Raw genomic sequence first — 22,112 nt, 5'->3', positions numbered from 1 at the left:
GAACTCGTCCTGTGTGGCAGGAATTCAGGAATTCCTGTCACACAGATGACCGAAAGTGCAGTGGATGGTGCGGTTCACGCCTAATCGCGCGCATCCCGCCGCACACATTCCTGAATTCCTCACGCGCGAACTACAGATGACCGACGAACTGAGGGTCAGGCGGCGCCGTCGAACATCGAGGTGACCGATCCCTCGGTGAACACCTGCTGGATCGCGCGGGCGAGCAGTGGCGCGATCGGGAGGATCGTGAGCTTCTCGAACTGCTTGTGCTCGGGCAGCGGAAGCGTGTCGGTCACGACCACCGAGTCGATGGCACCGTTCTGCAGGAGCTCTGTGGCCGGGTCGCTGAACACAGCATGCGTCGCCGCGACGACGACGCCGATCGCGCCGTTCGCCTTCAGCGCCTCGGCTGCCTTGACGATTGTGCGACCGGTGTCGATCAGGTCGTCGACCAGCAGGCAGACGCGCCCGGCGACGTCACCGACGATCTCGTGCACGGACACCTGGTTGGGAACCAGCGGGTCGCGGCGCTTGTGGATGATCGCCAGGGGGACGCCGAGCCGGTCGCTCCAGACATCCGCCACGCGCACACGGCCCATGTCGGGTGAGACGACCGTGAGAGTCGCGGGGTCGAGCTCTTTGCGCATGTGCTCGAGGAGCACAGGCATGGCGAACAGGTGGTCGACCGGGCCGTCGAAGAAGCCCTGGATCTGCGCGGCGTGCAGGTCGACGGACATGATGCGGTCGGCACCTGCGACCTTGAAGAGGTCGGCGATCAGGCGGGCTGAGATCGGCTCGCGGCCGCGGCCCTTCTTGTCCTGCCGCGCGTATGGGTAGAAGGGAGCCACGACGGTGATGCGCTTGGCGGAGGCGCGCTTGAGCGCATCCACCATGATCAGCTGTTCCATCAGCCATTCGTTGATCGGCGAGGTGTGGGACTGGATGACGAACGCATCCGACCCGCGGACGCTCTCGTCGAAGCGCGCATAGATCTCGCCATTGGCGAAGGTGCGGGCATCGGTCGGAACCAGGTCGCTGCCGAGTTCATCGGCGATCTGCTGTGCAAGAGCAGGATGTGCACGCCCCGAGATCAGAACCAAACGTTTCTGCCCGGTGGCCGTGATTCCTGACACCTATTCCCCGCTCTCTTCCGCAGCTCGTGCGGCGTCGGTGCCAGGGCGTTTCGTGGCGACCCAGCCCTCGATATTCCGTTGTGGAGCCACCGTGATGGCGAGCGCGCCCGGTGGGACGTCTTTTCGAACGACCGTGCCTGCGCCGGTGTAGGCTCCGTCCCCCATCCTAACGGGAGCGACGAAGACGGTATTCGTGCTCACCCTGACGTGGGAGCCGATCTCGGTGCGGTGCTTGTTCACCCCGTCGTAGTTGGCGGTGATGACGCCTGCCCCGAGATTGGACTGCTCGCCGACCTCGGCGTCGCCGACATAGTTGAAGTGCGCGAGCTTCGTTCCGGAGCCGATGCGGGCGTTCTTGGTCTCGACGAAGGTGCCGATCTTGCCGGACGCCCCCAGATAGGTGCCAGGGCGCAGGTAGGCGAACGGACCGACGGTGCCGCTCGCTTCGATGACCGACAGCGTCGCATCCGTCCGGTTGACGCGGGCGTTCTCGCCGATCTCGCAATCGAGCAGGGTGGTGTCCGGGCCGACGACAGCGCCCCGTGCGATCGTCGTCGCACCGAGGATCTGGGTGCCGGGCAGCAGCGTGACATCTTCCGCAAGCGTCGCCTTGAGGTCGATCCAGGTCGTCGCCGGGTCCTGCACGGTGACCCCCGCTAGCTGCCAGCCGCGAACGAGGAGCGCGTTCAGCTTCGCCGCGGCCTCGCTGAGCTGCGCGCGATCGTTGATCCCCTCGACCAGCCACGATTCCGCGACGGGAAGCGCATCCACTTCGGAGCCTGCGCGACGCAGCAGCTCGATCACATCGGTCAGGTACTTCTCCCCCTGCGCGTTGTCCGTCGTCAGCGAGGCCAGCTGATCGCGGAGGGCCGAGAGCCCGAACAGGTAGATGCCCGCGTTGATCTCGCCGATCGCGCGTTCGGCATCCGTTGCATCCTTGTGCTCGACGATGCGGTCTAAGTGCCCCTCCGGGGTGCGCACGATCCGTCCGTAGCCGGCCGCGTCGGCGGGGAAGCTGGAGAGGATGGTCGCCGCCGCATGTCCCGAACGGTGCTTCTCGATCAGCCCGGCCAGTGTCTGCGCGTCCAGCAGCGGCACATCGCCGTTGACGACCAGCACGTCACCGTCGAAGTCCGCGGGGAGCGCCGCGACGGCGAGCTCGACGGCGCGGCCCGTGCCAGGCACCTCGTCCTGGTCGACGATCGCGCTCTCGGGCATGTCGGCTTCGATGACCTCCACCAGCCGGTCGCGCTCGTGCCGGACAACCGTGATCACGTGAGCCGCGTCGAGGGTGCGCGCCGTGGCGAGCACGTGGCCGACGATCGGGACGCCGGCGAGCGGGTGCAGGAGTTTCGGGGTGGCGGACTTCATCCGTGTGCCCTGGCCGGCGGCCAGGATGACGATGGCGAGACGGGAATCGGTCATGCGCGCTCACTTCCTCTCAGCCGCGGCGAGGATCCGCCACGGGTTCACGTAGCTCCGCCTCCAGGACTCGAACCTGGACCTAACAGCTCCAAAGGCTGTCGTGCTGCCATTACACCAAGGCGGAACGCGACCACCGTGAGCGATCGCATCCCCCAGTTTGCCAGACCTGCGGTGGTGCAACGGGACGCGCGAGGTCACGGGACGGGCCGGCGACGAAACCGGAGCATGACGAAATAGCATGGAGAAATGCCTGACGCCAGCGACGAAGTCGACCGCATCGTGGACTCGTGGCTCCGCGAACGCCCTGACCTCGACTTCTCCCCCCTCCAAGTGCTGTCGCGCGTCGCACGGCTCTCGAAGCACCTCGACCGGGCGCGCAGGACGGCATTCACCCGGTCGGAACTCGACTCCTGGGAGTTCGACGTGCTGTCCGCGCTGCGGCGCGCGGGGGCGCCGTACCAGCTCAGCCCGAAGGCGCTCCTGCAGCAGACGCTCGTGTCGAGCGGGACCATGACGAACCGGATCGACCGGCTCGTCGAGCGCGGCCTGGTCGAACGCCGCACCGACCCCAACGACGGCCGGGGAATCCTGGTGCACATGACGGCGCAGGGTCTGGCTCGGGTCGACGCGGCCATCACCCGGCTGGTCGACGCCGAGGCGGAACTGCTGTCGTCGCTGTCGGCCACCGACCAGGAGCGATTGGCCGCCCTGCTGCGGCGGCTGTCTCTCGGTTTCGACTGAGCGCTGCGCCGCTGCGCCGCTGGGCGGCCTAGCTGCGCTTCGGCCGCCGGCGACAGCTGAGGGAGGATGCGGCGGCGAGAGCCGCGCCGACAACGAGGATGCCGGCGCCGACCAGAGCGGGAGCCGTCACGTCCGATCCGGTGTGAGCAAGCTTCCCTGACGGCTCTATCGGTCGCGCTCCCGCGGTGGCGTCCTGTGGCACGCTCGCGTGTGACGGCGCGACTTCGGTTCCGGGAGTCTCTGCAGCGGAATCGGGCGTCTGTGCACCGGAATCGGGCGTCTCTGCGCCGGAATCGGGCGTCTCCGGAACGCCCGGCTCCACCTCATCCACGGGCGCGAGCCGCAGAAGTCGGCCGGCCGGAGTCCCGTCGAACTGGGTGAACCAGCCGCCGATCACGTATCGCCCGCTGGACTCGGCCGTCACCGTGTGCACGTAGTTGTTCGGTCCGGCCCCGAGCCCTGCGTTGAAGGCGGTGTCGGGTGTGCCGTCCGAATTCAATCGCATCAGGTATTTCGCCGGTGAACCGTTGAACGTACTGAAGTCGCCGCCGACGAGGTAGCCGCCGGCCGGGTCGACGACGACCGAGTACACCGTGCCATTGAATCCGGTTCCGAGGTTCGCAGTGAAGGCGGAGTCGGGAGTGCCGTCGTCGTTCAATCGGACGAGACCGCTCGCGGGCTCACCGTTCAGTGTGGCGTACTGTCCGCCGACGAGGTACCGGCCGGCTGCATCCACCGCGATCGTTCGCACGGTCTCGGTCGCCCGGGTTCCGACACTCACCGCGAAGGACGCGTCCTCAGTTCCGTCCGGATTCAACCGGACCAGACGGTCGTCGAATACTCCGTCGTCCGAGAAGTCGCTTCCGCCGACGACATGGCGGCCGGCCGGATCGATGGCGATCGCCACCACTTGCCCACCGGCGAACCGGGCGCCGACGTTCGCATTGAAGTCCGCGTCCGGGGTGCCGTCCGGATTCAGAGCGACCAGATTCCCATGGGGAGCGCCGTTGAGGATGTCGAAGATCCCGCCGACGAGAAGCCTGCGGGAGCCATCGACAGCGATGGCGTCGACGGGGGCCGCCCACTGCGGCCCCCGGTTCACCTCGAACCCCGTCCCGAGGTTCGCAGCGAAATCAGCGTCTCGTGTGCCGTCCTCGGCCAGCCGAGCCAGGCTTCTGCCAGTGTGTCCGTCCAGCGTGCTGAAGTAGCCGCCGACGAGATAGCCTCCGTCAGGGTCGACTGCGACCGACGTCACCTCGGTCGAGTCGAATCCCGCGCCGAGGTTGGCGTTGAACGCGTCGTCCAGGGTTCCGTCGACGTTGAGCCGCGCGACGCGGCCCACAGTCACGCCGTCGACGGATGAGAAAAACCCGCCGACCAGGTATCGGCCCTCGGAGTCGACAGCGACCGAGTCCACGATGTAGCTGAAGCCGGAACCGAGGTTGGCGCTGAAGGCCACATCAGGGGCGAGAGAAGCATCGGATGCGCTCGCGCTGAACGCGCCGCCGGCGACGACTCCTGCACAGACGAAAGCGGCAAGGCCGGTTCGTACGATGCGCGAGATCAGTGGGCGGACGTGCGCGCGTGGGGCGGGAGTCAAGGCTGACACAAGCGAGAAGGCTACGGCCGCGCACGACCACGTGCGTGACTTTCCGCCGCTTCTACGGGGCGGCCGGACTGCGATTAAGCGTTCCCCGCAGCCTGACGCTGTGGTGGATGTCCCCATAGGCGGCTCACAGGAGACCGTTATCCCGAATCAATACAATTGCCTGCGATGAGACTGTCACGCCTGAAACGACTGCCCTCCCGTGTCAAGCGCGCCGCCCGCTTCGAGATCCACGCGTACTGGCGTCGCCAGCCGATCGTGCCGGGGTCGGTCCTCTACGAGTCCTTCTCCGGCAACGGCATGCTCTGCAACCCCGAAGCGATCTTCCGCAAGCTCCTCGCCTCTCCCGACCTCGGGCACCTCACCCACACCTGGGTCCTCTCCGATTTCGACACGTACCGGTCGACGATCGCCGAGTTCGCCGGCCGGTCCGACGTGTCGTTCGTGCGGTATGGGTCGCCTGCCTATTTTCGTGCGCTCGCGACCAGCAACTATCTCGTCAACAACGCGACCTTTCCGCCCGACTTCAGTAAGCGCGAGGGCCAGGTCTACCTGAACACGTGGCACGGCACGCCGCTCAAGCGGATGGGATACGACATCGAAGACGGGGCTCTGGCGACGGCCAACATCGTCCGCAACTTCGTCGCCGCCGACTACCTGCTGGCGGCGAACGCGTTCATGGCGGACCAGATGTACGAGACGGCGTACAAGCTGCGCGGGATCTACCGCGGGACGATCATCGAGGAGGGCTACCCGCGCATCGACCGGCAGCGCCTCGACGACGCCGGCCTCGCTGATATCCGGGCCAGGCTCGCCGAGACGGGCATCCCGCTCGGCGACCGCAAGGTCATCCTGTATGCGCCGACGTGGAAGGGCACATCCTTCTCGCGGCCGAACGACGACATCGAGGAACTGCTCGCGCACATCTCGGCTGTCGAGAGCCGCATCGACACCAGCCGCTACATCGTGCTGCTGAAGACGCACCAGATCGTCCACAGCCTCGCGCACACGAGGCCGGAACTGAAACGGATGCTCGTGCCGAACGAGCTGCCGACGAACGTGATCCTCGGTGCGACGGACATCCTCATCACGGACTACTCCAGCATCTTCTTCGACTTCCTCGAGACCGGACGACCCATCGCGTTCTTCGCTCCCGACCTCGCCGACTACTCCGACACGCGCGGCCTGTACCTGGAGCCCGCGCAGTGGCCCGGCCCCGTCGCGGTCACCGCGCACGAGCTGGGCGACACCTTGAACGCGATCGCGGCCGACGGCGACGCGATCCCCGCCTCGCACCGGGAACGCTACCGGGAAATGCAGCAGGAGTTCTGCGCGTTCGACGACGGCCGCGCCGCCGACCGCGTGGTCGACATCGTGTTCCGCGGCAACACCGACGGCTACCGGCTGCGCACCGACCATTCGGACGGCCGCACGTCGATCCTGCTCTACCTCGGCGGGATGCGCCCCAACGGCATCACGACATCGGTCCTCAACCTCCTGAACAACATCGACCACGAGAAGTACGACGTCTCGGCGTTCTTCGCGCAGAGCACGTCCCAGGCGGCCATCGGAAAGCAGAAGGCGATCAACCCGGCAGTGCGGCAGTTCCCGCGGGTCGGCGGAATGAACGGGCCCAAACTGCGGCACCTCGCCCGCCACCTGCATTTCCGGCGTGGGCGCATCGCCGAGCATCGGGACGACCCCATCCAGGACGAGCTCTGGAACGACGAGTGGACCCGCTGCTTCGGCGACAGCGTGTTCGATTACGTCGTCGATTTCAGCGGCTACGGCCCGTTCTGGGCCGCTCTCCTTCTGCACTCGCCCGATGCGGTCCGGTCGATCTGGCTGCACAACGACCTCGCGTCGGATGCCCACCGCAAGGTCGACGGCCAGAAGAAGATGCTGCACAGCCTCACCCAGATCTTCACGCTCTACGAGCAGTACGACCACCTGGTGTCCGTGTCGCCGACGCTCTCCGACATCAACCGCACCGAACTGGCCGAGTTCGCCGACGGGCACAAGTTCATCTCGGCCCTGAACACGGTCGACGCAGACCACATCCTGGAGTACGCCGCGGCCGACCTGCGCGCCGCGAGCTTCGACGAGGAGACGGGCCGGGTGCCCGAGTGGGCTGAAGCGCTGCTGACACCCGACGACGACGTGACAACGTTCGTCACCGTCGGGCGGCTCTCGCCCGAGAAGAACCAGGGACGCCTCATCCGCGCCTTCGCGCAGGTCCACGAAGCCCATCCGCGGACGCGTCTGATCATCGTGGGCTCCGGCCCGCTCGAAGACGACCTGAAAGCCCTGATCTCCCAGCTGGGCCTCACGGGGGCGGTCTTCCTGACTGGAATGCAGCGCAACCCGCACGTCATCATGGCCCGCTCGGACTGCTTCGTGCTGTCGAGCGACTACGAGGGCCAGCCGATGGTCATCCTCGAAGCGCTGGTGCTGGGGCTGCCGATCGTGACCGTGGAGTTCGCGTCGGCGAAGAACGCGCTTCCGACGGGGTCGGGCCTGGTCGTGCCACAGACCGACGAAGGCGTCGCCGACGGCATGATCGCGTTCCTCGGCGGCGACGTACCCGCCAGCGTCTTCGACTATCACGCCTACAACCGCAAGGCCGTCGAGCAGTTCTACCGCGCGATCGGCGCCACCGCCGACGAGCCTCAGCCCGTCTGACGCTCGCGCCCGCCTTTCCGCCGAGAATCGCCCACACGGCCGACAACCGCCCGTCTGCCGGGTCGGCTCGGCGGCAGCGGCGACTCTCGCCAGTGGTCAGGCGCGGGCGAGGATGGCGGCGAGGTCCGTTCCGGGGTCGAGTTCGCCGTACAGGGCGGACCTGTTCGGGCCGAGGCGTGCCGCCACGAACGCGTCCGCGACCGCCGCAGGCGCTGTGCGCAGCAGGAGTGACGCCTGCAGGCCGACCGCCATCGCCCCCACCAGCCGGCGCGCCTGGGCCGGCGCGGAATCGCTTGCGGCGAGCGATCGCGCGAGGCGCCTGGTCGTCTCGACGTGCTCGTCGAACACCGGATGCGCGCCCAGGGCCGACGAGACCTCGGCGTCGAACGCGTCGAGCGTCTCCGGCTCCCGGCCGATCGCCCGGAGCACGTCGAGGGCGATCACGTTACCCGACCCCTCCCAGATGGCCATGACCGGCTGCTCGCGGTACCGGCGAGCGAGCGGGAACGCCTCGGTGTAGCCGTTGCCGCCGAGACATTCGAGCGCTTCGTAGGCGTGTCCTGGCCCTCGCTTGCACACCCAGTACTTGGTCACCGCGGTTGCGAGCCTCCGGAACGCCCGGTCGACATCCGGGGCATCGTCGTCGTGGGCGCGGGCGAGACGCAAAGAGACGGCCGTGGCCGCCTCCGATTCGAGGGCGAGGTCTGCGACCACCGCCGTCATCGCCGGCTGGTCGACCAGCAGGGCGCCGAAGGCACGGCGATGCCGCACGTGCCACAGCGCTTCGGCCACCGCCTGCCGCATTCCGGCCGCGCTTCCGAAGACGCAGTCGAGCCGGGTGCGGTTGACCATCTCGATGATCGTGCGCACGCCTCGCCCCTCCTCTCCGACGAGGAAGCCGACCGTGCGGTCGAGCTCGATCTCGCTCGACGCGTTCGAGCGGTTGCCCAGCTTGTCCTTCAGCCGCTGGATCAGGAAGACGTTGCGAGTTCCATCGTCGAGCACCCGCGGGACGAGGAAGCAGCCGAGCCCTGCATCCGTCTGCGCGAGCACGAGGAAGCCGTCGGACATCGGAGCGCTGCAGAACCATTTATGGCCGGTGAGGAGCCAGCTGCCGTCACCGGCGTCGACGGCGCGCGTCGTGTTGGCGCGCACATCCGACCCGCCCTGCTTCTCGGTCATCGCCATCCCGAAGAGCGCGGACGCCTTGCCGGGGCGGAGCGTCCCGTCGTAGTCGCGGCTCAGTAGCCGCGGCGTCCAGGTCTCCGCGAGCTCCGGGCTCGCGGCGAGCGCGGGGACCGCGGCGTGGGTCATCGAGATCGGGCAGGCGTGCCCCGGCTCGATCTGCGCGAAGAGCATGAAGGTCGCCGCCCGGGCGACGTTTGCCCCGGGTCGCGGATCCGCCCACGCGGCGGTGTGGGCTCCCGCGCGCGCGGCTTCGGCGATGATGCGGTGATAGGACGGGTCGTATTCGACCTCGTCGACCCTGTTGCCGGTGCGGTCATAGGTGACGAGGCGGGGCTCGAAGGTGTTCGCGCGCTCGGCGTCGCGCTGGAACTCCTCGGTGCCGACCAGTGCGCCGACCCGCTCGAGCTCGCCCTCGGCCCACGCCGCGTCGTAGAGCCGCACGCCTTCGACGAGGGGGGTGTTCGCACGGAACTCGTCCACGCCCGTTCGTGCCGGAACCTGGTTGGTGACCTCGTGCGTTGCCATCTGCGGACGCCTTACTCCAGTCGTTCCGACAGTTCCAGCCAGCGCGTCTCGAGGTCGGCGACGTCGTCCTCGAGGGCGCGCAGTTCGTCGGTGAGTGCACCGAGCCCCTGGTAGTCGCTCTGGTCGTGCTCGGCGAGCCGCTCGTGGGTGCTCGCGACCTTGTCGGCGAGCTTCGCCAGCCTGCGGTCGATCGATGCGACCTCTTTCTGCGCGTTGCGGAGGTCGGCGCCGGCGAGGGCCGGGGCCGTCGTGACGGACGCTGACGCCGCTGCTGCCCCTGTCGCACCCTGGCCCGCCTCCCTGGGAGAAGCGGACTCCGTACGGCGCAGCGCGAGGAACTGTTCGACGCCGCCCGGAAGATGCCGCAGCGCCGCATCCATCACCGCGTACTGGTTGTCGGTGATCCGCTCGATCAGGTAACGGTCGTGCGAGACGACGATGAGGGTGCCCGGCCACGAGTCGAGGAGGTCCTCCATCGCCGCGAGCATGTCGGTGTCCAGGTCGTTGGTCGGCTCGTCGAGGATGAGGACGTTCGGCTCGTCGAGCAGGATCAGCAGCAGCTGCAGACGGCGCTTCTGCCCGCCGGAGAGATCTTTGACCGGTGTCGACAGCTGGGCACTCGTGAAGCCGAGCCGTTCCAGCATCTGCCCGGGTGTCATCTCTTTGCCGCCGGCGAGGTACGTGGTGCGCTTGCCCGCGATCACGGCGCTGACGCGCTCGTCGAGGATGTCGTCGAGTTCGCCGAGCTGCTGGGTGAGCGTCGCGATCTTCACCGTCTTGCCCCGCTTGACCCTGCCGCTCGTCGGGAGCACGGTTCCTGCGATGAGGCCGAGCAGTGTCGACTTGCCCGCGCCGTTGACGCCGAGGATGCCGGTGCGCTCCCCGGGTGCGATGCGCCACTCGATGTCCCGCAGCACGGTCTTCGGCGGATAGACGACGGTCGCGTCGAGGAGGTCGACGACGTCTTTGCCGAGCCGCGCCATCGCCATCTGGCTGAGAGCGACGGTGTCGCGGGGTGGCGGCTCGTTCTCGATCAGCTCGTAGGCCGCGTCCATGCGGAACTTCGGCTTGGAGGTGCGGGCAGGCGCTCCCCTGCGCAGCCACGCCAGTTCTTTGCGCAGCAGGTTCTGCCGCTTCGATTCGCTCGCCGCGGCCATCCGGTCACGCTCCACGCGCTGCAGGATGTACGCCGCGTAGCCGCCCTCGAACGGCTCGATGATGCGGTCGTGCACCTCCCAGGTCGCCGTCGAGACCTCGTCGAGGAACCACCGGTCGTGCGTGACGATCAGAAGACCGCCCGCGTTCGCCGGCCAGCGGGACTTCAGGTGCTTCGCGAGCCACGCGACACCCTCGATGTCGAGGTGGTTGGTCGGCTCGTCGAGGAAGAGCACATCGAGGTCCTGCACGAGAAGCGCGGCCAGGGCCACGCGGCGCCGCTGGCCGCCGGAGAGGTCGCCCACGAGCGCATCCCAGCGGATGTCGGCGACGAGTCCCGCGAGCACGTCGCGGACCCGCGCATCCCCCGCCCAGACGTGTTCGTCGAGCTCGCCGACGATGGTCTTGCCGACCGTGAGCGCAGGGCCGAGCTCGTCGCCCTGGTCGAGCACGCCGACGGTGACGTCGCGGCGACGGGTGACGCGACCCGAATCGGGCTGGAGCCGGTCGGACAGCAGGGAGAGCAGCGTCGATTTTCCGTCGCCGTTGCGGCCGACGACGCCGATGCGGTCGCCCTCGTTGATTCCGACGGTCACGCTGTCGAAGATGATGCGGGTCGGGTACTCGAGGTGGAGCGCTTCCGCGCCGAGGAGGTGTGCCATGTAGCGCTCAGTTTAGCCGCGCACGAGGCCGCACCCGAATGGGTGCTGCCGCCCACCTGTGCACGCGTGAAAGACTCGAACCGACCGGCGCATCCGACCCGACCTGGACGCGCTGCCGTCGTGGGGGGATGACATGGGAATCGTCGGCCGCGACCTGCCTCGGAACTCCATCCTCGCTGTCGCCGACCGAGCTCGGACCGACGGCGGGATCGTGCTCGTCACCGGGGATGCTGGACTCGGCAAGACCACGCTGCTGTCGGACATCGCGGAGCGGCTCGACGGCTGGGCGGTCGTCAGGGTGAGCGCCGATTCGTTCGAGTCCGACCTGAGTTACGCGACCGCGGAGACCCTGGTGCGCGGCCTGAACGCGCGCACGCCGTCGCGCGTGCGGAATCCGGAGCCGAGCGACAGCGCCATCGTCGTCGGACGCCTTCTCCTCGACGCCGTGGACAGCGTGGGCGCGCCGGTCTGCCTCATGGTCGACGATGGGCACTGGGTCGATGAGGCGTCGGCCCGGGCGCTGCGCTTCGCGGTGCGCCGTCTCATCGGTCAGCCGTTCCTCGTCATCGTCGCGACCCGCCCGAACCCCGCCGGAGTGCCGCCTGTGTTCGACGGGCTGGCCGGCGCCCTGCCGAACACCGCCCGGATCGAGCTCGCCCCGTTGACCGCCGATGACACGCAGGAGCTCGCCGCGGACATCCTGGGGCACGCGGTATCGCGGCGCACGGCCACACGCCTGACCGCGGCGACGCAGGGGTCGCCGCTCCTGCTGACTGTGCTGCTGGCCCGACTGAAGGAGACTTTCGCCGAGGCCCTGCATCCGGCGGGCTGGGAGATCCCGGCGGATGCCGCGGTCCCGCTGTCGGGCGCCGTCACGGCGGCCCTGGAGGGAGCGGCTCCCTCCGCCCGCGCCGCGGCCGAGGTCGTCGCCGTACTCCGCGATCCCGTTCCCAGGCCGCTCGTCGGCACCATCGCCGACCGTGTGGGAACGGATATCGACATCGACGCTGCGATCGGTCGCGGCCTGGTCGCATCGCGGGTCCGCGACGGAGTCGTCTGGCTGGAGCCCGCGCACGCCATCCTCGCCGACGCGCTCACGGCGGACCTCCCGGTGACTCGACGCGCCGGAATACACCGCGCTGCCGCGGACGTTCTGACCGGTCACCGCGCCCTGCGGCACCGGGTCGAGGCGGCCGATCACGCCGACCCGACACTCGTGGCGGAGCTCATGGCGGCCAGTCGCGACGCCGCCGGGCTGGGACGGACCAGCGAAGCGATGAGCTACGCCAGGAGCGCCGTCCATCTCTCCGCGGCCGGCGACGAGCACGAACGGGCACTCATCGAGCTCGGCATGCTCGCGCTCCGCTTCCGGCTGCACGAGCGCATCTTCGACCTCGCGCCCGCGATCGAAGCGCTCCCGTCGTCCCGCGCGCGCGACGCGATCCTGGTCGAGCTGCGCACGCTCACCGGAAACATCGCCGGTGCGCTGGCGCTCGGCCTGGCAGTGCAGGCGGCTCCCGCAACCACCGCGGAGGAGCGCGTGCTGCGCGCACATGTCTCGTGCACGCTTCCGATGGTCCAGATGGCCACGCGCGACTTCGGTTCGGTTCTCGGGCAGATCGAGATCGCGCGCCGGTTCCTGGCGGACTCGCCGACGCATCGGGACGAGGTCGCCGACCCGTCCATCAGCTGGCTGGTCCAGCCGCGCGACGAGCTTCTGCGACTTCTCGGCTGGCTCATCACGGCGGCGGCCCACATGGGGCAGACCGCCCTGCTGGCGGCGGCAGTCGCCGAACTCGACACCCTCCTCGACGCACCGGGTTCACCCGCCGTCGTCGACGCCCTGGTCTCCCGCGCGCGCGTCTTCATCCTCGTCGGCGACCTCGATCGCGCCCGCGACGACCTCGAACGGGCGCACGAGCTCATCCGGGAGTTCCCGTCGAGCTGGACGGCCGGCCACGGGCGCTCGATTTACGCACACGCGCTCTTCCTTCTCGGCGAATGGGACGAGTCCGTCACGGTCGCCGACACGGCGGTCGCCCTCGCGCTCGACGAGACTGACCTGTCGGCATGGCCGATCGCTCTCACCGTCTCCGCCCTCGTGCGGGCAGGTCGCGGAGAGAGCGGGCCGGTCGACGAGCGACTCGCGTCGGCGGCCGATGCGAGACCCGGGATCGGCGGCTCCTACGACACCGACCTGCCGTTCATCGCACGTGCCGAGCTGGCGCGGGCCGTCGGCGACCGGGGGCGCCAGCTCGCGGCGACCGACCAGGCGGCGCGGGAAGCATTCCCCGCGTCGACCCTCGGCTGGCTGACCTACCGGATCGACGCGCTGGCTGCGCTCGGCCGCGCCGAGGAGGCCAGGGCCGAACTGGCCGTCTGCGCCGACGCGTCCCGGCTCTGGCGGCCGTACTACGGCTCGCTGGACTGGCTGGAGGGTCGCGTACTGGAGGCGGAAGGCGACGCGGATGCGGCGATCACCGCCTACCTGCGGGCCACGGAGTCGCCCGCGGCAGCCCGTTTCCCGTTTCCCCACGCCGTGACCATGCTGGACGCGGGCCGGCTGCTCGCCGCCGCGGGACGGCATGCGGAGGCGCCGGAGCTGCTCGAGCGCGCTGCAGACGTGTTCCGGCGGCTCGGGGCCGCGGACTACCTCGCCCGCTGCACGGACATGCTCGGGGAGTTGACGAAGGCCGGTACCGATTCCGCCCTCGCGGCCACGGGGCACGACCCGTTCGCCGACCTCACCACCCGCGAGCGGCAGGTCGCCCACGCTCTGGCGGCAGGGATGACGAACAAGGAGATCGCCGAACACCTCTACGTCTCGGTGACGACCGTCAACTTCCACGTGCGGAACATCCTGGCCAAGTTGCGGCTCACCTCGCGGCGCGACCTGCGCAGCCTCGTGCGCACGGCCCGCGACCGGTCGAACCGGTCGCGCAGGCCGGGCCGCGGCACCGACCCCGTCAAGAATTGACGGTTTTCCGCTCCGGGATTGGTGCGTCGGCGAAAGCGTCGATAGCGTGAATTCCACCCTGGGATGCCCGACCGTCCCGGCGAATCGCGTGGACACGTTTCTCGAACGGATCGTCTCAACACCCGACATGCGCTCTGCCGTGACGGTCGGCATCCCTGGGGCCAGCGTGCGCCCTCACTGGCTTTCCGTGAGCCGGATCGCCTGCTGTTCGAGGTAACGCTGCTCCGGCGTGCTGAGCGTGCGCCGCGCAGCCGTGCGGAAAGCCTCACGTGCCGCGTCCCGGTCGCCGGCCTCTTCGAGAAGGTGGGCGCGGACGACATCCACCCGGTAATGCCCGGCGAGACCCGCGCCGTCCGCGACGGACGCGAGCTCGGCGAGGGCGACGACCGGGCCGTCGACCTGCGCGAGCGCGACGATCCGGTTCAGCGTCACCATCGGCCCAGGCTCCAGACGGTCGAGCAGGTCGTAGAGCCCGAGGATCTCGTCCCAGTCGGTCTCGGATGCGGTCCTCGCTTCGTCGTGCACCGCCGCGATCGCCGCCTGCACCTGGTAAGGCCCGACCGGCGTCTCCCTGAGGGTGCGGGTGATGAGTGCGACGCCCTCGTCGATCGCCGCAGCATCCCACAACGACCGGTCCTGGGCGGCCAGAGGGATGAGAGCGCCGTCGCGACCGGTGCGTGCCGGGCGCCGAGCGTCGGTGAGGAGCATGAGGGCGAGCAGCCCGGCCACCTCCCCTTCGTCCGGCATCAGTGCGCGCAGCATCCGAGCGAGCCGGATGGCCTCGGCGGCCAGTTCGACCCGCGTCGCATCCGGACCCGAACTCGCGGTGTGTCCCTCGGTGAAGATCAGGTACAGCACCCTCAGCACACTCGCGAGCCTCGACGTCCGGTGCGCGTCATCCGGCATCGTGAACGTCGCACCGGACTCGCGGATGCGCTGCTTGGCCCGGCTGACCCGTTGCGCGATCGTCGCTTCCGGCACGAGGAACGCCCGGGCGATCTCCGCCGTGGTCAGGCCGCCGACCGCACGCAGCGTCAGCGCCACCTGGGACGACGGCGTGAGCGCCGGGTGGCAGCAGAGCATCACCAGCGTGAGGCTGTCGTCGATGGAACTCGTCGCCGGCGCAGCCGTTTCATCGAGCCCCGCGACCGTCTCCTCACGACGCCGCCGGGCCGCATCCGACCGCCACAGCTCGATGCGGCGGCGCGACGCCACCGTGATGAGCCAACCCCGCGGACTGCCGGGGGTGCCGTCGACCGGCCAGGTCTGCGCCGCGCTCAGCAGGGCCTCCTGCACGGCGTCCTCGCACAGGTCGAAGTCGCCGTAGCGCCGGGTGAGCGCTGCGACGACCTGCGGCGCGAGTTCGCGCAACAGGCCTTCGATCTCGCTCGGTCTGCTCACACGTCGGACCCGCCCAACCGGAGTACGGGACGGACCTCCACGAGTCCGAACCGCGCCTCGGGGAACCCTTCGGCGATCTCGACCGCCCGGTCGAGGCTCTCGCAGTCGACGAGATAGAACCCGTTCAGCTGCTCCTTCACTTCGGCAAAGGGACCGTCCGTGGCGATCATGCTGGTATCGCGTGGCGGGATGCGCACACCGAGCGACGGGTCGGTGAGAGCCTCGGCCGCGACAAGCTCTCCGGACGCGCGCAGCTGTTCGTGCAGCTGCGCGTACAGCTCGTAGCCCTCCGCGCGCTGCTCGTCGGTGAAGGACTCCCAGACGGCGCGGGACTGCGGGTTGCCGTTGATGAGTATGAGGTATTTCATCGGTGTCTCCATCCCTGCGGAAATCTTCTCACCCGATACGTCGAGACAGGGGCGTCTGCTTCGACGTCCCCAGTGGAAGTCCGATCGAAGACGAACAAAGGAGAAGATCATGACTGCCACGACGACAACGGCCGACACGGAGATCCGGGCGGTCCTGGCCGAACGGGAGCGCGGGATGCGGGCTCGCGACGCGGACGCCCTCGGAGAGCTGTTCACCGACGACCTCGTCAGCTTCTCGCTGGCGCCGCCTCTCGCATCCGAGGGCCGCGATGTTGAAGGACTGCGGGCGTGGCTGGCGACCTTCGACGGCCCGATCGAGTTCGAGATCACCCAGGTCGCGGTGGAGGCCGACGGGGACGTCGGGTTCGCCCGGAGCATCAACCGCCTGACGGCGACACCGCTGGGGCGGGACACCCCGTTCACCCTGTGGTTCCGTTCGACGGTCGGGCTGCGCCGGGTGGACGGCCGATGGCTGATCGCGCACGACCACGCGTCGACGCCGTTCTATATGGAACCGAGCGCAGGATTCCGGGCGGCGATCGATCTCGCGCCGTGAGGTGATGTGAGGTGAGGAGCCCGCGGTGAACGCACACCGTCATCGTTGGGCTCCCATTCACCTGCCCGTCAGCGAACGTTCATCATGGCGGCCGGAGGTCCTCAGTAGCCTCTTAGCTGGCATGATGGGCCACCCGGTCCGGCCGTCCAGGAGGATCGCAATGCGCTCACGCTCACGCAAGCTCGCTCTCATCGTCGCGGGGATCGCTGCTGCGACACTGTTCGGCACCGCTGCCGCCGTCGCCGCACCCAGTATCGGCACCCGCTGGCCGTATGACAAGGGTCCCGCGGCCGACGCCGGCAGGACCTTCACTCTCGCCGCCGTCGGCGACATCGCGTGCGAACCCGCCGACGCGGACAACGTCGCGACCCCCTCCTCGCTCAAATGCGGCAGCGCGAGCCTCGGCGGCTATGACGCGGAGTACGCCACGGCGAAGCAGGCGGACCAGATGCAGCCGGATGCCGTGGCTCTCCTGGGCGACGAACAGTACGAAGTCGGCAAGCTGAGCGACTTCGAGGGCTCCTTCGAGCAGGCGTGGGGTGGCCTCAAGTTCCTCGAGCGTCCGGCTCCCGGCAACCACGAGTACTACGCGTACACGAAGAAGGGCGACAATGAGTCGGCCCAGAACGGCAACGGCTATTTCGCCTATTTCAATGGTCACGACCAGACCGGCACACCGAACACGTCGGGTCAGGCCGGTGCCGACACCGGTGAAGGGCAAGGCTGGTATTCGTACAACCTGGGCAACTGGCACATCATCTCACTGAACGTCGAATGCAACTCGGCGGCGTTCTCGAACGACTGCTCGACCACCGACCAGGGGCTGCTTGCGCAGGAGACCCAGTGGCTGGCCGCCGACCTGAAGAGCAATCACAGGCAGTGCACGGTCGCGTACTGGCACCAGCCGACATTCAGTGCGACCACGGCATCCACGGCGACGGTCGCGGCCTCCGCGCCGGGCGCGGGCGGACAGGAGGGCCTGGTCGCCGACGACTGGTGGAAGCTGCTGTATGCGAACCACGCCACCCTCGTCCTCAACGGTCACGAGCACGCCTACGCCCGATTCCGGCCGATGGACCCGGCAGGGGCATCCGACCCCAAGAAGGGCATCCCGGAATTCATCATCGGCACCGGTGGTGAGGCACTCGACACACTCGCCCGGAACGCGGACGGAAGCTTTGCGAACCCGAACGTCGTGACCGGATACGACCAGGGCTACGGAACCATGAAATTCACCCTCAAGCCGCACGGCTACTCGTTCTCGTACGCCCCGGCGCTCCAGGGCGCAGGGTTCCCGGTATCGGCACTCGACTACTCCGACTCCGGCTCCGGCACCTGCCGCGGCTGAACGCGGCCCGTCCGGTCGATCGTCGAGGCACGCGCGGGCGCTACTCCGAAAGGAGGCGCGCGCCGTGCACCGGCCCGGTCGCCCGCACGGCCGTGTGGCGGGATGCGCTGAGTGCGATCTGCAGGTCGAGCGCACTGTCGAGATCCGCGGTCAGGAACGCCACGGTCGGGCCGGAGCCGGAGACGATCCCGGCGAGAGCGCCGTTCATCTCGCCGAACTCGATGATCTCGCCGATGTGCGGCGCGAGGTGGATCGCCGGGGCCTGAAGGTCGTTGACCAGGCACTCGGCGAGCATGTGCGGATCGCCGGCACGCAGCGCCTGCAGGACGTTCGCGTCGACGGTCGGCTGCTTCTGCGCCGGGAAGATGTCCTGCGAGTGACGCTCGCGGTGCCGGTCGAGCTCCCTGTACACCTCGGGGGTGCTCATCCCCTCTTCGGCAAGCACAAGCACCCAGTGGAACTGCCCTTTGGCGAGCGCGGGGCTGAGGCGGTCGCCACGACCGGTGCCGATCGCCGTGCCCCCGATGAGCGCGAAGGGCACGTCGGCGCCGAGACGGGAGGCGAGGGCGAGCAACTCGTCTTTGGTGCAATCGGTGCCCCAGAGCGCGTCGCAGGCGAGCAGAGTCGCCGCAGCGTCGGCGGACCCGCCGCCCATCCCTCCGGCGATCGGAACATGCTTGTCGATCTCGAGGTGCACGCCACCGCGATAGTCGGTCTTGCGCGCGAGCATCCTGGCCGCCTTGATGGCCAGGTTGTCACCGTCCGTCGGCAGGCCCGAGCAGTCGATCGTGCCACCGAAGGTGACCGAGAAATCGTCGGCCGGATAGGCGCGTACATCCTCATACAGCGAGACCGCCTGATAGGCCGTCGCCACGTCGTGGTACCCGTCGGACATGACAGCTCCGACCCGCAGGAACACGTTGATCTTGCCCGGCGCCCTGGCGTGCACCATGTGGAGCGAGGCCTCGGAGGTCATGCATCCAACCTACAGCGCTCTTACGGCTGAGCCGCGCGTGCGATCGCGATGAAGTCGTCGACCGTCAGTTGTTCGCCGCGTTCGGTCGGCTCGACGCCCGCTTTCTCGAGGATCGCGGATGCCGTGGCCGAGTCCCCGAACAGCGCCGAGAGCGACTGGCGCAGCATCTTGCGCCGCTGCTGGAATGCGGCGTCGACGATGGCGAAGGTCCGGGAGCGGAGGTCCTCGTCCCCCGGCTCGCTCTCGTGGCGTTCGAACGCCACGAGGATCGAGTCCACGTTGGGCACCGGCCAGAACACCTGGCGGCTGACGTTGCCCGCGGTGCGCCAGCGTCCGTACCAGGCGGCTTTCACGCTCGGCGACCCGTACACCTTCGAACCGGGTTCGGCGGCGACGCGCTGGCCGACCTCGGCCTGCACCATCACGACGCCGGTTCGGATGCTCGCGAAGTGCTCGAGGAAGTGCAGCAGCACGGGGACGGACACGTTGTACGGCAGGTTGGCCACCAGCCGGCTCGGCTCACCGGAGAGTTCGGTCACGGCGAGCGCGTCGCGGTGCACGACGCTCAGCCTCTCCACGGCGGACGGCGCAAGGGTGCCGATCGTCACGGGCAGCTGACGGGCGAGCCGTCCGTCGATCTCGACCGCCACCACCGATGCTCCGGTCTCGAGCAGGCCGAGGGTCAGCGATCCGAGCCCGGGCCCCACCTCGACGACGCTGTCGCCCGCCTCTACACCTGCGACCCGGACGATCCGGCGCACCGTGTTCGCGTCGATCACGAAGTTCTGGCCGAGTTTCTTCGTCGGCGTCACATCCAGGAGTTCGGCCAGGTCGCGGATCTCCGCCGGCCCCAGGAGCCGCACCTCGTTCACGCGACCGACCCGATCGGAGCCGTCGGCGGCGCCGCGACGGGCTCGGAGTCCCAGCGCCCGTAGACGAGCTCGGTGTTGGACGAGATCTGGGCGGCGAGCATCGACGCGTCCGTCCCCAGGTGGTCGGCCATCGCTCGCAGCGTGTGCGGGATGAGGTAGGGAGCGTTCGGCCGGCCCCGGTACGGCATCGGGGTGAGGAACGGCGCATCCGTCTCGACCAGCAGGAGCGCGCGCGGCGCGACCTCCATGGCCTCGCGGAGCTGGCCGGCGTTCTTGAACGTCACATTGCCGGCGAACGACATGTACCACCCGTTGTCCGCGCAGAGCTGTGCGAGCTCGGCGTCGCCGGAGAAGCAGTGGAACACGGTGCGCTCGGGGGCGCCGACCCGTTTCAGGGTGCGGACGACGTCGGCGTGCGCATCCCTGTCGTGGATCTGCAGGGCGATGTCGTTCTGCTTGGCGATCTCGATGTGCGCCTCGAACGAACGGAACTGGGCGGCGCGTCCGGACTCGTCGGTGCGGAAGAAGTCGAGTCCGGTCTCGCCGACCGCACGCACGCGCGGGCGTCCGGCGAGCTCGGCGATCACCTGCAGCGCATCGTCGAGTTCCCCCCGCGCGTCGTAGACGGGCGCGTCGTTCGGGTGGATGGCAACCGCTGCGAGCATCCGGGGTTCGATCGCCGCCATGTCGGCCGACCAGCGCGACGTCTCGACATCGTTGCCCACCTGGACGACACCGCGGACGCCGACACTCGATGCGCGGTCGAGCTGCTCCCGGTAGTCGAGCGGATCGTCGCCGTCCGAGATCTCGAGGTGGGTGTGGTTGTCGTAGACGCCCACTACGAGCGCCTCCGGAAGCGGCGGATAGTTCAGATCGCGACCTTCCGCTGCATGCCGGTGACGGATGTGCGACTCGTCAGGCAACGGTCGCTTCGATTCGGGGGAACAGCGCTTCGAGGCCGTTGACTGTGGTGCCCGCCGCCAACTGGCCCCAGCGTCCAGCATCGCGGATCGGCTGCGCCTCCAGCGGGCCGAGCTCCTGACCTGCTCCGAGCGACTCCCAGAGCCGTGCTGTCGCAGCCGGGACGACCGGCGACAGCAGGACCGCGAGAGCACGAAGGCCCTCCGCGGCCGTGTAGAGCACGGTTCCGAGCCGCTCGCGCTGGGTCTCGTCCTTCGCGATCGACCAGGGCTCCTGGGTCGTGATGTACCCGTTGAGCTCGTCGACGACCGTCCAGATCGCCGCCAGGGCATCATGGATCGCGAGGCTGCCGATCGCAGCGTCCGCATCCGCGACCGCCCTGGCCACCACATCCTGCACGACCAGGTCGGCGGGGTCGTAGTCGCCCGCGGGCGGCACGATGCCGTCGAAGTACCGCGAGACCATTGCGATCACGCGGGAGGCCAGGTTGCCGAAACCGTTCGCGAGCTCGGACTGGTAGCGCGCGGCCAGGTCCTCCCAGCTGAACGAGCCGTCCTGGCCGAAGCTGATCGCACGCATGAAGTAGTAGCGGAAGGCGTCGGAACCGAAGGTCGCAGTGATCTGGGTCGGGGCGATGCCGGTGAGCTTCGACTTCGACATCTTCTCGCCGCCGACCAGCAGCCAGCCGTGGCCGAAGACCTGATGCGGCACGTCGAGCCCCGCGGCCATCAGCATCGCCGGCCAGATGACCGCGTGGAACCGGAGGATGTCCTTGCCGACGATGTGCGTCGCCGGCCAGCGGCGGGCGAACTGCTCCTCGTCATGGCCATAACCCACGGCCGTCACGTAGTTGAGCAGCGCGTCGAACCAGACGTAGACGACGTGCGACTCGTCCCACGGCACCTTGATGCCCCAGTCGAAGCTCGAGCGAGAGATCGAGAGGTCGGACAGGCCCTGGCGCACGAACGAGACGACCTCGTTGCGGGCGGCTTCGGGCTGCACGAAATCGGGTCGGGCGTCGTAGAGGTCGAGGAGCTTCTGGGCGAAGTCGCTCATGCGGAAGAAGTAGTTCTTCTCCTGCAGCAGTTCGAGCGGCTTCGAATGGATGGCGCACACCTTCTGGCCGGCGTACTCGCCCGTACCGTCGACGATCTCGCTCTGCGGCTTGAACTCCTCGCAGCCGACGCAGTAGAGGGCCTCGTACTCGCCTGCGTAGATGAAGCCGTCGTCGTAGAGCTTCTGCAGGAACAGCTGCACGTTCTTCTCGTGCCGCTCGTCCGTCGTGCGGATGAAGTCGTCGTTCGCGATGGAGATCGTCTCCAGCAGCGGCAGCCACTCGTCGTGCACGAGGCGGTCGGCCCACTCCTTCGGAGTCGTGCCGTTCGCGGTCGCCGTGCGCAGGATCTTCTGTCCGTGCTCGTCGGTGCCTGTCAGCAGCCAGGTGTCGTCGCCCGCCTGACGGTGCCACCGGGCGAGCACATCGGCCGCGACCTCGGTGTACGCGTGCCCGATGTGGGGAACATCGTTCACGTAGAAGATCGGCGTGGTGATGTAGAACGAAGAGCCGTCGGACATG

General features: G+C 68.6%; 16 protein-coding genes and 1 tRNA gene. 5 read left to right on the top strand and 12 right to left on the bottom strand.

Annotated elements, in window-relative coordinates; all coding sequences use genetic code 11:
* Positions 1-155: 155 nt before the first annotated feature.
* The 3 genes from ACV7NN_RS17390 to ACV7NN_RS17380 form a co-directional block, all read right to left on the bottom strand.
* Positions 156-1,133, bottom strand: coding sequence for a ribose-phosphate diphosphokinase (locus ACV7NN_RS17390; protein WP_463350813.1), 978 nt, complete (start codon positions 1,131-1,133; stop codon positions 156-158).
* Complete coding sequence (gene glmU, locus ACV7NN_RS17385; protein ID WP_463350812.1) at positions 1,134-2,558, bottom strand: bifunctional UDP-N-acetylglucosamine diphosphorylase/glucosamine-1-phosphate N-acetyltransferase GlmU; 1,425 nt, start codon at positions 2,556-2,558, stop codon at positions 1,134-1,136. It abuts the gene before it with no gap.
* A gap of 52 nt (positions 2,559-2,610) precedes the next feature.
* Positions 2,611-2,682, bottom strand: a tRNA-Gln gene (locus tag ACV7NN_RS17380).
* Between the two features lie 122 nt (positions 2,683-2,804).
* Between ACV7NN_RS17380 and ACV7NN_RS17375 the strand changes: the two genes are divergently transcribed.
* Entirely contained in the window at positions 2,805-3,299 is a 495-nt protein-coding gene (locus ACV7NN_RS17375) for a MarR family winged helix-turn-helix transcriptional regulator (protein WP_463350811.1), read from the top strand.
* Positions 3,300-3,327: 28 nt separating this feature from the next.
* Here ACV7NN_RS17375 and ACV7NN_RS17370 read toward each other — a convergent pair whose 3' ends face one another.
* Positions 3,328-4,908, bottom strand: coding sequence for a delta-60 repeat domain-containing protein (locus ACV7NN_RS17370; protein ID WP_463350810.1), 1,581 nt, complete (start codon positions 4,906-4,908; stop codon positions 3,328-3,330).
* Positions 4,909-5,073: 165 nt separating this feature from the next.
* On the opposite strand from ACV7NN_RS17370, the gene ACV7NN_RS17365 reads away from it, so the two are divergent.
* A complete protein-coding gene (locus ACV7NN_RS17365) occupies positions 5,074-7,587 on the top strand; it encodes a CDP-glycerol glycerophosphotransferase family protein (protein WP_463350809.1) in 2,514 nt (837 codons plus the stop codon).
* Between the two features lie 96 nt (positions 7,588-7,683).
* Here ACV7NN_RS17365 and ACV7NN_RS17360 read toward each other — a convergent pair whose 3' ends face one another.
* Both ACV7NN_RS17360 and ACV7NN_RS17355 read right to left on the bottom strand, forming a co-directional pair.
* Positions 7,684-9,300, bottom strand: a complete 1,617-nt coding sequence (locus ACV7NN_RS17360; protein ID WP_463350808.1) for an acyl-CoA dehydrogenase family protein — start codon at positions 9,298-9,300, stop codon at positions 7,684-7,686.
* Between the two features lie 11 nt (positions 9,301-9,311).
* A complete protein-coding gene (locus tag ACV7NN_RS17355) occupies positions 9,312-11,117 on the bottom strand; it encodes an ABC-F family ATP-binding cassette domain-containing protein (protein ID WP_463350807.1) in 1,806 nt (601 codons plus the stop codon).
* Between the two features lie 133 nt (positions 11,118-11,250).
* Between ACV7NN_RS17355 and ACV7NN_RS17350 the strand changes: the two genes are divergently transcribed.
* Positions 11,251-14,094: a helix-turn-helix transcriptional regulator gene (locus ACV7NN_RS17350; protein WP_463350806.1), complete on the top strand. Its 2,844-nt coding sequence runs from the start codon at positions 11,251-11,253 to the stop codon at positions 14,092-14,094.
* 174 nt (positions 14,095-14,268) lie between these two features.
* Here ACV7NN_RS17350 and ACV7NN_RS17345 read toward each other — a convergent pair whose 3' ends face one another.
* Together ACV7NN_RS17345 and ACV7NN_RS17340 are read right to left on the bottom strand one after the other, a co-directional pair.
* Complete coding sequence (locus tag ACV7NN_RS17345) at positions 14,269-15,495, bottom strand: RNA polymerase sigma factor (RefSeq protein ID WP_463350805.1); 1,227 nt, start codon at positions 15,493-15,495, stop codon at positions 14,269-14,271.
* Complete coding sequence (locus ACV7NN_RS17340) at positions 15,492-15,863, bottom strand: YciI family protein (protein WP_463350804.1); 372 nt, start codon at positions 15,861-15,863, stop codon at positions 15,492-15,494. Before ACV7NN_RS17340 ends, ACV7NN_RS17345 begins: the two co-directional genes overlap by 4 nt.
* Positions 15,864-15,972: 109 nt before the next feature.
* On the opposite strand from ACV7NN_RS17340, the gene ACV7NN_RS17335 reads away from it, so the two are divergent.
* Both ACV7NN_RS17335 and ACV7NN_RS17330 read left to right on the top strand, forming a co-directional pair.
* Positions 15,973-16,419 carry a YybH family protein gene (locus ACV7NN_RS17335; protein WP_463350803.1) on the top strand — a complete coding sequence of 149 codons (447 nt, stop codon included), beginning with the start codon at positions 15,973-15,975 and terminating at the stop codon, positions 16,417-16,419.
* A 160-nt stretch (positions 16,420-16,579) separates the two neighbouring features.
* Positions 16,580-17,767 (top strand): metallophosphoesterase family protein, encoded by a 1,188-nt coding sequence (locus ACV7NN_RS17330; protein ID WP_463350802.1) that lies wholly within the window; start codon positions 16,580-16,582, stop codon positions 17,765-17,767.
* Positions 17,768-17,807: 40 nt separating this feature from the next.
* Here the strand turns inward: ACV7NN_RS17330 and ACV7NN_RS17325 are convergent, their stop codons facing one another.
* The 4 genes from ACV7NN_RS17325 to metG are packed head-to-tail and all read right to left on the bottom strand — an operon-like array spanning position 17,808 to position 22,111.
* Positions 17,808-18,743 (bottom strand): 4-(cytidine 5'-diphospho)-2-C-methyl-D-erythritol kinase, encoded by a 936-nt coding sequence (locus ACV7NN_RS17325; protein ID WP_463350801.1) that lies wholly within the window; start codon positions 18,741-18,743, stop codon positions 17,808-17,810.
* Between the two features lie 20 nt (positions 18,744-18,763).
* Positions 18,764-19,615, bottom strand: a complete 852-nt coding sequence (rsmA, locus tag ACV7NN_RS17320; RefSeq protein ID WP_463350800.1) for a 16S rRNA (adenine(1518)-N(6)/adenine(1519)-N(6))-dimethyltransferase RsmA — start codon at positions 19,613-19,615, stop codon at positions 18,764-18,766.
* On the bottom strand, positions 19,612-20,538 hold the full coding sequence (locus ACV7NN_RS17315; protein WP_463350799.1) for a TatD family hydrolase: 927 nt from the start codon (positions 20,536-20,538) through the stop codon (positions 19,612-19,614). The genes rsmA and ACV7NN_RS17315 overlap by 4 nt, the downstream gene beginning before the upstream one ends.
* Positions 20,531-22,111 (bottom strand): methionine--tRNA ligase, encoded by a 1,581-nt coding sequence (gene metG, locus ACV7NN_RS17310; RefSeq protein WP_463350798.1) that lies wholly within the window; start codon positions 22,109-22,111, stop codon positions 20,531-20,533. Before metG ends, ACV7NN_RS17315 begins: the two co-directional genes overlap by 8 nt.
* Position 22,112 lies beyond the last annotated feature (1 nt).

Source organism: Leifsonia sp. Ger2509 (assembly GCF_055231915.1).
This window is presented reverse-complemented; position numbering and strand designations above follow the sequence as displayed.